General features: G+C 71.2%; 12 protein-coding genes and 3 pseudogenes. 2 read left to right on the forward strand and 13 right to left on the reverse strand.

Annotated features, from left to right (window positions below; all coding sequences use genetic code 11):
- Positions 1–8: 8 nt before the first annotated feature.
- The 9 genes and pseudogenes from ABXS69_RS07115 to ABXS69_RS07155 all read right to left on the reverse strand — a co-directional run bounded on the left by ABXS69_RS07115 (position 9) and on the right by ABXS69_RS07155 (position 7,466).
- Complete coding sequence (locus ABXS69_RS07115) at positions 9–878, reverse strand: ABC transporter permease subunit (protein ID WP_366180028.1); 870 nt, start codon at positions 876–878, stop codon at positions 9–11.
- Positions 875–1,532, reverse strand: a pseudogene (locus ABXS69_RS07120) (amino acid ABC transporter permease). Before ABXS69_RS07120 ends, ABXS69_RS07115 begins: the two are co-directional and overlap by 4 nt.
- Positions 1,533–1,614: 82 nt before the next feature.
- Positions 1,615–2,630 (reverse strand): annotated as a pseudogene (locus tag ABXS69_RS07125) (glutamate ABC transporter substrate-binding protein).
- A 27-nt stretch (positions 2,631–2,657) separates the two neighbouring features.
- A pseudogene (locus tag ABXS69_RS07130) lies at positions 2,658–3,444 on the reverse strand (amino acid ABC transporter ATP-binding protein).
- 161 nt (positions 3,445–3,605) lie between these two features.
- Positions 3,606–4,481 carry an RNA methyltransferase gene (locus tag ABXS69_RS07135; RefSeq protein WP_366180029.1) on the reverse strand — a complete coding sequence of 292 codons (876 nt, stop codon included), beginning with the start codon at positions 4,479–4,481 and terminating at the stop codon, positions 3,606–3,608.
- A 98-nt stretch (positions 4,482–4,579) separates the two neighbouring features.
- The gene (gene rplT, locus ABXS69_RS07140; RefSeq protein WP_366180030.1) at positions 4,580–4,960 is read right to left on the reverse strand and encodes a 50S ribosomal protein L20; all 381 of its coding nucleotides are present in this window, start codon (positions 4,958–4,960) and stop codon (positions 4,580–4,582) included.
- A 28-nt stretch (positions 4,961–4,988) separates the two neighbouring features.
- Positions 4,989–5,183, reverse strand: coding sequence for a 50S ribosomal protein L35 (gene rpmI / locus ABXS69_RS07145; RefSeq protein ID WP_366180031.1), 195 nt, complete (start codon positions 5,181–5,183; stop codon positions 4,989–4,991).
- Between the two features lie 90 nt (positions 5,184–5,273).
- Positions 5,274–6,014: a translation initiation factor IF-3 gene (infC, locus tag ABXS69_RS07150; protein WP_366181563.1), complete on the reverse strand. Its 741-nt coding sequence runs from the start codon at positions 6,012–6,014 to the stop codon at positions 5,274–5,276.
- Between the two features lie 672 nt (positions 6,015–6,686).
- Positions 6,687–7,466 (reverse strand): SseB family protein, encoded by a 780-nt coding sequence (locus ABXS69_RS07155; RefSeq protein ID WP_366180032.1) that lies wholly within the window; start codon positions 7,464–7,466, stop codon positions 6,687–6,689.
- 385 nt (positions 7,467–7,851) lie between these two features.
- On the opposite strand from ABXS69_RS07155, the gene ABXS69_RS07160 reads away from it, so the two are divergent.
- A complete protein-coding gene (locus ABXS69_RS07160) occupies positions 7,852–8,502 on the forward strand; it encodes a DUF6318 family protein (RefSeq protein ID WP_366180033.1) in 651 nt (216 codons plus the stop codon).
- A gap of 319 nt (positions 8,503–8,821) precedes the next feature.
- Positions 8,822–9,325: a zinc transporter gene (locus tag ABXS69_RS07165; RefSeq protein WP_366180034.1), complete on the forward strand. Its 504-nt coding sequence runs from the start codon at positions 8,822–8,824 to the stop codon at positions 9,323–9,325.
- A 140-nt stretch (positions 9,326–9,465) separates the two neighbouring features.
- On the opposite strand, the gene ABXS69_RS07170 is transcribed toward ABXS69_RS07165, so the two are convergent.
- The 4 genes from ABXS69_RS07170 to ABXS69_RS07185 all read right to left on the reverse strand — a co-directional run bounded on the left by ABXS69_RS07170 (position 9,466) and on the right by ABXS69_RS07185 (position 14,364).
- Positions 9,466–10,833, reverse strand: coding sequence for a replication-associated recombination protein A (locus ABXS69_RS07170; protein WP_366180035.1), 1,368 nt, complete (start codon positions 10,831–10,833; stop codon positions 9,466–9,468).
- Between the two features lie 167 nt (positions 10,834–11,000).
- The gene (locus ABXS69_RS07175) at positions 11,001–12,584 is read right to left on the reverse strand and encodes a ComEC/Rec2 family competence protein (RefSeq protein ID WP_366180036.1); all 1,584 of its coding nucleotides are present in this window, start codon (positions 12,582–12,584) and stop codon (positions 11,001–11,003) included.
- Positions 12,581–13,390 (reverse strand): ComEA family DNA-binding protein, encoded by an 810-nt coding sequence (locus ABXS69_RS07180; protein WP_366180037.1) that lies wholly within the window; start codon positions 13,388–13,390, stop codon positions 12,581–12,583. The genes ABXS69_RS07175 and ABXS69_RS07180 overlap by 4 nt, the downstream gene beginning before the upstream one ends.
- 59 nt (positions 13,391–13,449) lie before the next feature.
- Positions 13,450–14,364, reverse strand: coding sequence for a DegV family protein (locus ABXS69_RS07185; RefSeq protein ID WP_366180038.1), 915 nt, complete (start codon positions 14,362–14,364; stop codon positions 13,450–13,452).
- Between the last annotated feature and the right edge of the window lie 3 nt (positions 14,365–14,367).

The raw sequence follows: 14,367 nt of genomic DNA on the forward strand, positions 1-14,367 counted from the left end.
CGAGGCGATCAGCGGCGGCGGGCCTCGATGCGGCGCGCGGCGGCGGACTGCGCCCAGTTGATGACCACGTAGATGAGGGCGACGACGACGTAGGCGGGCAGGTAGACGTCGAAGCCCGCGGCGTTGGTGAGCACCTTGGTGGCGTACATGAGCTCGCCGTAGGCCACCACGTACCCGAGCGATGTGTCCTTGAGGATCGTCACCATCTGGGTGATCAGGGTGGGCAGCATGAGCCGCAGGGCCTGGGGGGCGAGGACGAGGCGCATCGTCTGCCCCGCGCTGAGCCCCAGGGCGGCCGCGGCCTCGGACTGGCCGGCGTCCAGGGAGCGCACGCCGGAGCGGAAGACCTCCGCCGTCGTCGCAGATGTGCACATGACGATGGGGACCACGAGCATCCACATCGATGGCAGGGTGGGGCCCCAGCGGGGCACGGCCAGGAGGAAGAAGTAGACGAGGAGGAGCATGGGGATGGCTCGCATCGCGTCGATCCACAGGCCGACGGCGCCCCGCAGCGGGGCGGAGCGGGCCATCCGCATCCAGCCCAGCGCGATGCCGACCGGGAAGGACAGGAGTGCTGAGACGGCGGCGGCGCGCAGGGTGTCGAGGACCGCCCGACCCAGATAGCTGACGATCGACTGGCCCAGGAAGTAGCGCCATTTCGCGTAGTCGAGCTGCCCGCTTCCCGAGAGGTGGTGGATGCCGACAGCGACGAGCGCGATCACGAGGGCGGTCACCGCCAGTGAGGCGAGGAGGATCCTGGCCCGACCTCGTGGGCCGGGGACGTCGAAGAGCAGGGCGGCATCACTCTCGGCGCGCTTGCGCCTGGCTGCGGGGGCCCTGTCCCCGAGGCTGCCGGTGATGGCGGCTAGCGCGCTCATGCGGCCACCCCCCGCGCGTTCTCCAGGCGGCGCTCCAGGGCGTGGCCGAGGCGCGTGGCCGCGAAGGCCAGGGCGAGGTAGATGAGCCCGGAGACCAGGAAGCAGACGACGGCCTCGGCGTACTCCAGGTTGAGCTGCTGGGTGACGCTGGCGAGCTTCCCGGATCCCGATGGCCGCTGTGAGGGAGGATCCGATGAGGCAGGAGATGAAGATGTTGACCAGCGGCTGGATGACTCGGGCGAGGGCCTGGGGCAGGACCACTTGGCCGATGATCACCCCGAAGCGCATGCCCAGGGCTCGGGCCGCCTCGATCTGCCCGCGCGGGACGGAGTTGATGCCGCTGCGCACGGCCTCGCAGACGAACCCCGAGGCGGAGAACACGATGGCGAGCACCGCCGCCCAGAAGCGGCTGATGGGCACCCCCGCCCGGGGCGCCGCGAATGCCATGAGGATCATGAAGCACAGCGTGGGGATGTTGCAGGCCACGGTCACCCAGGCCGCGCCGAGCGCGCGCAGGGGAGGGATCGGGCCGACTCGGAAGACGGCGATCATCGTGCCGACGACGAGCGCCCCGGCGTAAGCGAGGAGGGCAATGATGAGGGTGGTCCTCAGCCCCTCGCCGATCATGCCGAGATTGTCGAGGATGACGTGCACGTGCGGTTCTCCTTTCCCTGCCGCGCGTCCTTGCCGCTGAGCGGCCCGCTGGGCCGGCGCGCCGGCCCAGCGGGCGGTCGCGTCAGGCGGCCGGGGCGGCTGTCCGCGCGCCGGCGACGGAGCCGATGACGGGGGGCTGAGGCACATCGCCCCCGATGATGGCGCCGATGGTGGACTGCCAGATCCTGGTCCAGGTGCCGTCGGCCTCGATCGCGGACAGGAAGCCGTTGACGAAGGCCTGGGCGTCGGGCTCTTGGGCAGGCCGAGGCCGTAGGGGTCCTCGGTGAAGGGCTGGCCGACGATCTTGATGTCGGCGCTGTTCTCGGCGGCGGCGAGCAGGAGGGACTCGTCCACGACGTAGGCATCGACCTGCCTGGTCTGCAGGGCGGACAGGCAGGCGGAGTTGTCCTCGAAGGGGGTGGGCGTGGCGCCGGGGCAGGCCTTGGCGAGGGCGGCCTGCGAGGAGGAGCCGGACTGGACGGCGACCGACTTTCCGACGAGGTCGGTGACGGAGGCGATGCCCGTGGTGTCCTTGTGGACGGCGACGGCCTGCCCGGAAGAGTAGTAGGGGCCGGCGAAGGAGATCTTCTGGGCCCGCTCCTCGGTAATCGTGTAGGTGGCGATCACGGTGTCGACGGTGCCGTTGGTCAGCAGGGTCTCGCGGGTGTCGGAGGTGGCCTGGGTGATCTCGACGAGGGAGGCGGCGTCGTCGCCCCCGATGATGTAGCGGGCGAGCGCCTGGCCGATGGCCGCGTCGAAACCGGTGATCCTGTGGGTGGTCGGATCCTCGATGGAGAAGACCCGGGCGGTCTTGGAGCCGCCGACGCGCAGAATGCCGGCCTGCTTGATGGCGCTGGCCCAGGTGGAGGCTGCCACGACGTCATCGGCGGCGACGGGGCCGGAGTTGATCGCTGCGTCGTAGTCGGCGCCCGCGGTCGAGGAGGCCACCGCCTTGCCGTCGGCGCCGGTGTCGGAGCAGGCCGCGAGGGTCAGGGCGACGCCAAGGCCTCCCGCGCAGGTGAGCAGGCCGCGCCGGGAGAGGGCGGGCCGGGTGATCGATCGGAGTGTGGTGGGGAGAGCCAAGGCGGGTCCTTTCATCAGTGGTGCGGAGAGGAGGATCGATGGTCAGTGCGAGAGGACCTTGGCGAGGAAGTCACGGGCGCGGTCGGTGCGCGGCGCGGTGAAGAACTCCTCAGGAGGGGCCTGCTCCACGATGCGCCCGGCGTCCATGAAGACGACGCTGTCCGCCACGGAGCGAGCGAAGCCCATCTCGTGGGTGACGACGAGCATCGTCATCCCGGATGTGGCCAGGTCGCGGATGGCATCGAGGACCTCGTTGATCATCTCGGGGTCGAGGGCGGATGTGGGCTCGTCGAAGAGCATCGCGATGGGGTCCATGGCCAGGGCGCGGGCGATGGCGACGCGCTGCGCCTGGCCGCCGGAGAAGCTGGGAGGGGCGCTTGCCGGCCTGATCGGCCAGGCCCACGCGGGCGAGAAGCTCGCGAGCGCGGGCCTCGGCGTCGGCGCGATCCATGCGGCGTACCTTGATCGGGGCGAGCGTGATGTTGTCCAGGACGGTGCGGTGGCCGAAGAGGTTGAAGGACTGGAAGACCATGCCGACCTCGGCGCGCAGTCTGGCCAGGTCCCTTCCCTCCTCGGGGAGGAGCTCGCCGTTGATCTCGATGGTGCCGGCGTCGATGGTCTCGAGGCGGTTGATGGTGCGGCACAGGGTCGACTTGCCCGAGCCCGAGGCTCCGATGACGGCGACGACCTCGCCCCTGTGGATGTCCAGGGAGACGTCGTCGAGCGCTGTGAAATCGCCGAAACGCTTGGTGATGCCGCTGATGCGGATGAGAGGGGCGGCGGGGCCGGTGGTTTCGGATCCGCCGACGGGCTCGACGCCGGTATCCATGGGTGCTGTCACGCTGACCTCGTTCTCGGGGCGGTGCTGAGACTGCGGGCGCTACGCCCGTGAGCAGGACCAACGCAACCTTGCCCCGGATCATTCCCGAGGTCGCCCGCCGTCCACGGAGCGGACTGCGCCCCTGGAGCGGCGGGCACCGTCAGGCGCGGTCAGGAGCGGCTCGCCCGGGGACGCCGCGCGCGGGCGGAGGCGTAGAGGCAGAGGGCCGCCGCGGCGGCGACGTTGAGGGACTCGGCCCTCCCGAGGATCGGGATGGAGACGACGGCGTCCGCGCGGCTCAGGGCCTCGGGGGCGAGCCCGTGGGCCTCGTTGCCGAGCAACCAGGCGCTCGGGGCCGTCAGCAGCCCGCCGGAGGCCGCCGAGCCCTCGGCCTCGAAGAGATCCGTGTCCCCACGGCTGTCCGCGGCCAGGATCGTCAGGCCCGCCGCGCGCAGGGCCGCCACGGCCTCCTCCAGGCCTACACCGGTGATGACGGGCAGGTGGAAGAGGCTGCCTGCCGTCGAGCGCACCACCTTCGGGGAGGTGGCCTCCACGCTGCCGCGCAGAAGGATGACGGCGTCGGCGCCCGCGGCGTCAGCGGCGCGGATGATCGTGCCCGCGTTACCGGGATCCTGGGCCTCGACGAGGACGGCGACGAGGCCCGCGCCCTCCAAGGCCCGCCCCATCGCCTCATCGCCCACGGCATCCTCGATCGACGCCACGGCCAGCACACCCTGGGCATCGGCCGACATCGCGGACATGACCTCCGCGGTCACCAGGTGCCGATAGAGTCCCGCGCTCCTCGCCTCGGCCCAGATCTCGGGGTGACGATCGGCGGCGGCCTCAGTCATGTAGAGGTCGAGGACCCGCTCGGGCGCCCAGCGGACCGCCTCGCGCGCCCCCTGGGGCCCCTCGACGAGGAAGCGGCCATGCTTGGAGCGGGCCTGCCTGCGGGCGAGCCCGGCCACGCGGGCGATGCGCTGGGAGGCCGGGTTATCGAGGATCTGCGGGGCGTCGTCATGGTCGATAGGCGTCGCGGGCGTCATGACGGCAAGCCTACGGGAGCCCCGGCACGATCAGCGCGCGGGTGGAAACGGCGCCGCCGCCCTCACGGGGAGGGCGGCGGCGCCGGAGGCGCGGGACGTCAGGCCTTGGGGGCGTTGACATCCTTGGGGAGCGCCTTGCGGGCGGTCTCGACGAGCGCCTTGAAGGCGGCGGGCTCGTTGACGGCCAGATCGGCGAGCATGCGGCGGTCGACCTCCACACCAGCCAGGCCGAGGCCCTGGATGAAGCGGTTGTAGGTCATTCCCTCGGCGCGGGCACCGGCGTTGATGCGCTGGATCCACAGGCGGCGGAAGTCGCCCTTGCGCGCGCGGCGGTCACGGAAGGCGTAGACGCCGGAGTGCGTGACCTGCTCCTTGGCCTTACGGTAGAGGCGGGAGCGCTGGCCGCGATAGCCCGAGGCCTTCTTGAGAACAGAACGACGCTTCTTGTGGGCGTTGACAGCCCTCTTCACACGTGCCATGTGATGTCTCCTTCAGACGTTGGGCCGGTCAGCGACCGAGCAGCTTCTTGACCTGGCGAAGGTCGGCGGGGGCGACCGGCTGGTCCATGGACAGCTTGCGCTTGCGGCGCGAGGACTTGACCTCGAGCAGGTGGCGCTTGTTGGCCTGCTCACGCATGAGCTTTCCGCTGCCGGTGACCCGGAAGCGCTTCTTGGCACCGGAGTGCGTCTTGTTCTTCGGCATTGTCAATTTCCTCTTGTCGGCTCGGTGACCGGCTGGTCCCGGGCTGCGGACCCCACCGGCTGTGGCCGGGGGGTGGGTCTGGGTGAGGCCTCAGGCCTCGGTGGGCTTCGCCGAGGCGGCCGGCTTGGCGGGCGCCTTGGCCGCGGCCGCCTTGGCGGCGGCCGCCTTGGCGGCGGGCGGCTTCGCGGCGGGGGTCTCAGCCACCTGGGTGGCCGAGGCCGCCTGAGCGGCGGCCTGGGCGGCCTTGGCGGCGTGCTTCTCGGCGCGGCGGGAGGCGCGGGCCTCCTCGCGACGGCGCCGCTGGTCGGACTTGACCTCCGCCTTCTTGCGGGTGGGGGCCAGCACCATGACCATCTGACGGCCATCCTGGCGCGGATGGGACTCAATGGTGGCGAGCTCGCCGACCTCCTCGGCGACCTTCGCCAGCAGGCGCACACCGAGCTCGGGACGTGACTGCTCACGGCCGCGGAAGCGGACGATGCACTTGACCTTGTCCCCGCCCTCGAGGAATCGGCGCACGTGCCCCATCTTGGTGGCGTAGTCGTGCTCGTCGATCTTGGGCCGGAACTGGATCTCCTTGAGCTGCGTGTTCGCCTGGTTCCGCCGGGCGTCGCGCGCCTTCATGGCCGACTCGTACTTGAACTTGCCGTAGTCCATGAGCTTGCACACCGGGGGGCGCGCATCGGGGGCGACCTCGACGAGGTCGAGACCGGCCTCCTCGGCCAGCCGAAGGGCGTCCTCCACGCGGACGACGCCGACCTGCTCGCCACTGGGGCCGACCAAGCGCACCTCGGGGACGCGGATCCGTTCGTTGATACGGGGCTCGCTGATGGCTGTTCCTCACTCCTTGTTCGGATTCCGTGGCAACGGGAAAAGCCCCCGCTGCGCATCGCCAGCGGAGGCCTCATATGCTCGTACGAGCATGCCGGCGCGCGGACACACGTCCAGGCGCCAGCGCCGAGGGGATACCCTCAGCATGAACCCGACCCCTTGACGGGACCCAGGTGGGATTGCTCCGCTTGCGCGCCGGGGATGGACCCCGGCCGGTCAACCACCGAGACTACCAGAGCACACGCGGCCATCCCAGGCCGGGAGCAGCGCGAAACCGGGATATCCACGTGGTCCTGCTCACGCGACCCGTTCCTCTGTTCCTCCACGCTCATGCCCCAAGCCCGCCATGACGGCGGTCTCGAGCGCCCGCAGCGCTGGACAAAGGGGGCGGCGGGCGCTCCGGCGATGACCAGGAGCATCGGCAGGCGGCCGACGAGCGCGAGGGCCCCGCCGGGGGCGCGATCGAAGTTCGCCGGGACGCGCACGGGGAGCTCGCCGTAGCCGACGGCGAGGGCAAGCCCGGATGGGGGGGCTCGGCGCCGTCGTGCGGCGGCACCCGGGCAGGCACGCGCGGCCTCACGACGAACGGGATCATAGCGTGTTCTTGGCAAGCGGCGCTCGAGCGCGCCTTGCCCCAGAGGATAAGACGGGCGCAGGGCCGCCGATGGGGCGTCAGTCGGGCACGGGGCAGAGCTCGATGGTGTCGATGAGCTCGCCCCAGGCGGGATTGACCATGACGCGCTGACAGCCATCGAGCGCGGCGGCGACCGCGGGCATGCCCTGGTCCGCATCGACTCGGATGAAGACCCGCAGCTCGGAGGCCTCGCCGGGCGCGAATGCGACGCCGGTGACGCCGTCGACCGTCTCCAGCTGGGCGCGGACCTCGGACTGGATAGCGTCGGAGGCCCAGGAGGGGATCCAGTCCTCTCCCCCGGCGAGCGCGACGACGGCGGGCCGGGGCAGGCGCAGATCGAGGGTCCCGGGGTCGAGGACCCAGAGCTGGTCGGTGTGCTCGCAGGCCACGGCGGCAGCGCGGTGGGGGTCGACGGGGACGGGGCGCACGTCATCACGCCAGGCGTTCATTGCGGCTGCGGAGGTGAAGACGGGCAGGGCGATGTGGCCGTCGGGCAGGGTGACGGCCAGGGTGGCGGCGTCGCGGCTGGCGTCGTTGGTGTGGACGGCGTGGGGGGTGGCGGCGCCGGTGGGGCCGGTCAGCGGGTGAGCGGCGACGGGAACGATGACGCGCGTGGCGGTCAGGGCGGCGACGATGCCGCGCATGTACTCGTGGCGCGGCAGATCAGTGGCCTCGATGGCGGCAGTGACCTCAGGGAGCGCCTGGCCGGTGTCGTCGGCGAAGGGCGTGGGGGCGGCCAGGAGCCGCTCCATCTTCGCGCGCGCGGCGAGCGCCGCGGTGAGTTGCGGATCGACTGGAACGGGATCCTCAGCATTCATGCCGGTCATTCTTTCCATGTCCTTCCACACTATTCAGATCCTTCACGCCCCAATCCTAATCGCGAGACCGGTCGTTGTTACGAGCGAGACCGGTCGTTGTTAGGAGCGAGACCGGTTCGCTGTCCGCAGGTTGAGGCTGGTGGGGTGGGGTTGGTGGGGGTTTTCCACAGATTGGTGGTGGGGTCTGGTGCTGGGGGTGGGTGGGGTTCTAGGGTTGGGGTCCGACGGCGATGCCGCCGTCGTCTGGGGCCGACCTGGGGCCTCGCGCCGCTCCCTGGTCCACGTCCGCCCGCCCCGCCGTCTTGGAAGGCCCCAGCGCCCATGGCCCTCTCGTCCGTTCCCTCCCTGGTCCGCTCTCCCCGGCCCGCGGCGCTTCGACGGCGCGGTGCTGCCAGTCGCCCGCCCGGACGGCGTCGTCGGCTCCTCGCGGCGCTGGTGGCGTGCTGCGCCCTGGGCCCGGTGCTGCTGGCGGCCTGCGCCAAGGACCCTGCCCCGCCCGAGGTCAGCGGGACCCTGCCCACGCAGTTCGCGGCCGCCACCCCCAGCGTCAGCGCGCCGGCCTCGCTCAGCCCCGAGCTGGCCGCCCAGAGAGCCACCGCCCTGGCTATGCCCAAACCGGCCAAACCCGACATCGCCAGCCAGAACACTGAAGACGGGGCCGTCCGCGCCGCCTTTTACTTCCTCGAGCCTCTACCGGTACGCCTTCGTCACCGGCGACACCACCGACCTGGCCGCCATGAGCGAGGAGGGATGCGTCTTCTGCCGATCCACCATCGACGACGCCACCGCGCTCCATGCTGGAGGCGGATGGGCCAACCCATGGGACCGGGAGGCGCCAAGCGTCGTCTACATTCCCTCAGGCGAGGGGAAAGAGTACTGTGGAGTAAGAATGACGATAAAGTCAGGCGAATCAACGTCCGTTAACGCCAAGGGTGAAATTCAGTATTCGGAAGCGCGCGATGAAACGCGACTGCTTTTCGCGCTGCGGCATCATGGCGACGGTTGGCGTGTCGGACAGGTGTCGTTGCTAAAATAATCATGAAAGAATTACTTCTCATCTCCCTCGTCGTTCAAGGGTATTCAGTGTCGCCATTCCTTATGTCCGAGCCGGATCCTCCAGGGAATCAACAAACAATCGAGTCAAGAGCATTCGCGAACCAGGTGACAACCGAGTCCTTAATCGCCGCAGACGTTCCGGTGCGGGGTGAAGGTCTTGCCGTCGACACCAGTGGCGGCTCCGGAGCGCCCAGCACCGGGGTGAGTGTGACGGCGGCCGATCCATCCCCCGCGTCCTCGAGGTACGGATGTATCGGTACCGGCATATCCGATCGTCCCGGGGGACCGACCGGTCAACTATGCTTCTTACGATCAAAGCAGACCCCGGCCCGGCCTCGGCGCTGATCGTGGTGACCTCCCGTGACGTGGCGACCCTCATCGTCGACGGCCCGGGCATCACCCTCCAACCACCCGGGAGCACCATCCTGGTGCACATGCCGCTGATCGCCTACACCAACCCCGCCACCCGCTCACTATCGACCACCGTGGGCGGCGTCAGCGTCGACGTCGAGGCCACCCCCACCACCTACGCCTGGCACTGGGGCGACGCCACAACCACGACCACCACCGACCCCGGGCACCCCTACCCCCACCACACCACCACCCACCTGTACGCCACCACCGCCGACGGCGTCACCGTCACCCTGACCACCACCTGGACCGCCCGCTACCGCCCCACCGGCACCACCAACTGGCAGCCCGTCAACGGCTACCTCACCACCACCCAGACCTCCCCGCCCTTCAACATCCGCCGCCTGGTCCCCTACCTCACCGACGACGCCGAACACCACCACAACCACTAACCCACCCCCGAACCAGCCCCACCCCCAACAACAACCAGCCTCACCCCTCACAACAACCGGTCTCGCTCCTCACAACAACCGGTCTCGCCCCTGATTTCGACCGGTCTCGATGGGAGCGACCGCATCACGAGGGCCCGCCACTACTCCCCGCGCTTCTTGGCACGAAGATCCTCCCAGTAGGCGAGCCGCTCTTGAATGCGCTTCTCATAGCCGCGATCGGTCGGCTCGTAGAACGCCTTCCGCTCCTGCGCCCCAGGGAATCCATCCGGGAAATAGTCCGCGCCGGAGAACCCCTCGGGAGTATCCGGATCGTACTGGTACCCTTCTCCGTAGCCCAGCTCCTTCATGAGGCGGGTCGGCGCGTTGAGGATATGGGCTGGCGGCATGAGGGAGCCCGTGCGCTTCGCCTGCTTCCACGCCCTGTTGAACCCCCGGTAGACGCTGATCGATTTCGGCGCCGTCGCCAGGTAGACCACGGCCTGCGCTATCGCGAGCTCCCCCTCGGGCGAGCCGAGCCGCTCATAGGTATCCCACGCAGCGAGGGCGATCCGCAGGGCTCCGGGGTCGGCCATCCCGACATCCTCACTGGCGAAGCGGACGATCCTCCGGGCGATGAAGAGCGGGTCCTCACCTCCCAGCAGCATCCTGCTCAGCCAGTACAGAGCGGCGTCGGGATCGCTGCCGCGCATCGACTTGTGCAGTGCGGAGATGAGGTTGTAGTGCTCCTCGGAGGTCTTGTCGTAAAGAGGAGCGCGCGAGGCGACGACGTCGGCCAGATCCTGCGCGTCCAGCAGGGCCCCGGTGCCGTTATCGGATCGCTCAGGAGCAGCGAGAACCTGCTCGACCATGCCGAGCAGGTAGCGGCCGTCGCCGTCGGCCATGGCGATGAGCGCTGAGCGAGCGGGCTCGGTCAACGGGAGATCGCGGCCCACCAGCCGCTCTGCGCGCACGAGGAGCTCGTTGAGGGCCTCCTCGGACAGCCGGGAGAGGACGAGGACCTGGCAGCGTGAGAGCAGCGCCCCGTTGAGCTCGAAGCTCGGATTCTCGGTGGTCGCCCCGACGAGCACTACCGTCCCGTCCTCGACGTAGGGCAGGAACGAGTCCTGCTGCGCCCGGTTGAAGCGATGGATCTCATCGACGAAGAGCAGCGTTCCCTGCCCGATCTGACGGCGCTTCGAGGCCGTTCCGAAGACCTTCCGTAAGTCCGCCACCCCGGAGAACGTGGCGGAGATCTGCTCGAAGACGAGCCCGGTGCGCGCGGCCAGCAGCCGGGCGATCGTCGTCTTCCCGCAGCCCGGTGGCCCCCACAGGATGATCGAGGAGAGCCGCCTCTGCTCGACCATTCGCCCAAGGGGAGCGTCGTGTCCCAGCACATGGTTCTGGCCGACGACGTCATCCAGCACCTGCGGACGCATCCTGTCCGCAAGAGGGCGCGTGGGGTCGCTGACGGCGGGTCCGCCAGCCTCGGCAGCGGCGTCGAAGAGAGAGGGCTCGTCGGAGGGCGTCATGGGGCACAGACTACGACCGCGCTCCGACGCCTCCGAGGCGCCTACCACGCCGATGGCATGGGGAGGCCTGCACCTCATTCACTGGTCAAGACCGGTCTCGTTGTCATTTTCGACCGGTCTCGTTGTCATTTTCGACCGGTCTCGTCCCTGTTTTCGACCGGTCTCGCTCATAAGGGATGGGGATGACGATGACGGCGGATGAGGGCGAGGGGAATCGCTTCGACTGCCGCGAGGAGGAGGGCTCCCCCGGCGCCCCCGGGCCAGGGGATCGTCGCGCCGGGGAGCGCCGCGAAGAATCGCGCCACCCCGGCGAGCCAGGCGCAGGAGGCGAGCGCGGGCAGGGCCGTCCAAGCCGCGGCCCTCCCCCATACCGGTGCCATGAGTGCCGCCATCAGCCCTGCCACCGTCGCCAAGGGAACCGGCGGCGCCGCCATCATGTTCGCGGGCACGGCCCACAGCCCCACCTGGGGCTGGAGTAGGACGAGCAGCGGCGCGCAGGCGAGCTGGGCGGCCACTGGCACGGCGATGAGCGCCGCCGCCCAGCGGGGAAGGCGCCGGGACAGCGCCGTCGTGATCGGACCCGAGCCGAGCAGGATCCCGCCGGTGGCAGCCACGGACAGGGCGAAGCCGTAGTCGCGCGACTGCCACGGGTCGACGAGCAGCAGCAGGGTCATTCCCGCGCACAAGGCTGGCAGGGATGCTGATCTGCGCCCCGCGGCCACGCCGGCGAGGAGGACCGCGCCCATCGTCGCCGCGCGCAGGACGGATCCGCTGGGCCGCATGAGGAGGACGAGGCCGACCAGGACGAGCCCTCCAGCGAGCGCCCGCCAGCGCCTGGGCAGGGCGCCCAGGCCGGTGAGGACCAGTCCGAGCACGATGACGACGTGCTGGCCGGAGACCGCTGTCAGATGGGTCATCGAGACGGTCCGCATGTCCTCGCGCAGGTCGGCGGGCAGGGCGTGGTCGTCGCCGAGGGCGAGCCCGGGCACGAGCGCCAGGGCGCCGGCGTCGTCTCCTCCGGCCCAGTGCCCGAGTGGCGCGCCCCCGGCATGGCCGGTCGCCCGCGCCAGCCCGTCTCTCAGCTCGCCGACGGCGCCCAGGACCCCACTGGGGTCGCCGATCCTCTTGGGGGCGCTCCCCCGCCCGAGGACGGCTCCCTCGGAGGCCCCGGCCCCCGGGGCGCGCAGCCTGGCGCGCGTGGTGACGCGCGAGCCGAGGGGCGCCTCCAGCCAGGACGCGTCACCGAGGACGCGGATGCCCAGGCCCGAGGGAGCGCCGTCAATGCTCACGTCGTCCAGGGCGGTCAGGATGGTCGTGGCGCGCGCTGACGCGGTGGCTCGTGGCTGCTCGCTGATGGTCCCCTCGATGGTGACGGCGCGCCCGGTTTCGACGGCGAGCGTCGTCGGGTCCCGGGCGCGCGCCCATTGGCCCGCCGAGGACGTGCCGAGGGCGGCCGCCACCGCGAGACAGGTCAGGAGGGCCCCCGCGGCGATGGGTCCGGCGCTGGCGGCGCCCGCGTTGCCGGGGCGGGGGTCGAGCCGGTGCCGGGGCGGGCGGTAGCGGGCGACCGGCCGGATGAGCATGGCCGCGAGCGCGAGGGCGATGACGGCCCCCATGGCGGAGGCCCGCCAAGCGCGAGCGCCGGTCAGGCCCGTGGCGCCCCACGCGCTGGCCCAAGCCGCCAGGGAGGGCGCGAGAAGGCGGAGGTCGAGGGCGGGGGGCGCGGGCTCAGCGGCCGGATGCGCGCTCATACGGTGGCCGATCCTCGGAGGGCCTCGAGCTTGGCCTGGCCGATGCCGGGGACGTCGATGAGGGAGTCGACGGTGGCGAAGGGGCCGTGCTCGGCGCGGTAGTCGACGATCCGCTTGGCCAGGGCCGGCCCGACGCCGGGCAGGGCCTCGAGCGCTGTGGCGTCGGCGGTGTTGATGTCGACGCGCCCGCTACCACCGCTGTCTCGGCCCGCGCCGGCCCCTGCGGCGGATGGCCCGGTGGGGCCGGGCGCGGCGGGTGGCAGCTCCTCACCCTGGCGGGGCACTCGGATCTGCTCGCCGTCGACGACGACGCGCGCGAGGTTGAGCTGCTCCATATCGGCATCGGGGGCGGCGCCGCCCGCGGCGTTGAGGGCGTCGGCCACGCGGGCGCCAGCGGGCAGAGTGACGACGCCAGGGGACGTGACCGCGCCGGTGACGTGGACGACGGCGCCGTCCGCCGCGCCACTGCCCACCGGCCCGGCGGTGCCTCCCCCAGCGGTCACCAAGCCAGAAGGGACGATGGTGGGTCTCGCCGCGCCAGCGGCGCCCGGGCTGCCGGTCGCGCCCGCGGCGAGCGCGGGGGCGCGCGCGGTGGTATCGGCGGAGACGAGCACGGAGCGGATGGCAAGGAGGAGGGCCAGGGCGATGATGAGTATCCCTCCGGCGATTGCGGCGCGCGGTGTGATGGCGACTCGTCGGGGCCTGACGGGCGGGTCCTGGGGGTCGATGGCGCAGGCGATGCGCACGTAGTCCTCGAGGGGTCGTTTGCGCGGGGCCCGCCCGCCCGCGATCTGCCTGCCGCTCATGCCTCCGAGGTTAAGGAGCGCGGGAGCTGTCTCGCAGGGCGCCTGTGAAGAGGGCGGTCTCAGGTGCGCAGGGCGGGGCCTGTGGTTCCCCGGCTGCCGGGCGAGATGATGACGCAGCCGAGGGCCCCGGGGCCGACGTGCACCGCGAGGGCCGGGTCGAAGGGCCAGCAACGCGCCAGTTCATCGGTCCGTGGACCGCCCTGTGGCATCGCCTGGCGCTCAGCCTCAGGGGCGGTGGTGTACGCCTCGGTGAGCCCATCGGGCCCCTCCCCGGGCGCGCCCGCGGCGATGCCGTCGATCAGGGCCCGGCCGGCCGTTCCGTCATCGGCGTGGATGATGAGGCTGGTCTGGCCGATGGCGCCGGCGCTCTGGGAGGCGAGGCCCGCGGCGAGCTCGGCCAGTCGGGCGCGGGCCCGCTTGGCGCCGCGCACAGCTTCGACGGGGCGGATCCCGTCGGCGGTGACGCGCAGGATGGGGCGCGCGCCGAGGGCCCCGCCGAGCAGGGCGGTGCGGCGGTCGAGGCGCCCGCCGCGGCGCAGGTGGGCGAGATCGTCCACGAGGAAGAGGACGGTGCTGCGGGAGACGAGGTCGCGGGCGCGCTCGACGCCGTCGTCTGCGGTGGCGGCGCCGCTGGCGGCGATGGCGGCCTGTCCGAGCGCGCCGCCGGTGGTGCCGGAGTCGAGCACGGTGACGACCCGTCGGCCGAGGGCCTGATTGATGGATTCGGCCGCGCGCGTGGCGGCGTCGACAGTGCCGGACAGCGAGGCCGCCAGGTGGAGGGCGAGGACCTCGTCGGCGCCTTCCGCGGCGTGGGCGTAGGCGTGAGCGAGCTCGTCGAGACTTGGTTGGGATGTGCTGCTGGGCCGGTCCCCGTCCCCCGTGGTGGCGTGCAGGGGGACGACTCCGATGCCCCGGGCGCGCGCGAGATCGGCAGGCAGGCAGGACGAGGAGTCCGTGACGACGGCGAGGCTCATGCT

The sequence above is a fragment of the Actinomyces timonensis genome (assembly GCF_040702965.1).
Lineage (GTDB): Bacteria > Actinomycetota > Actinomycetes > Actinomycetales > Actinomycetaceae > Actinomyces > Actinomyces timonensis_A.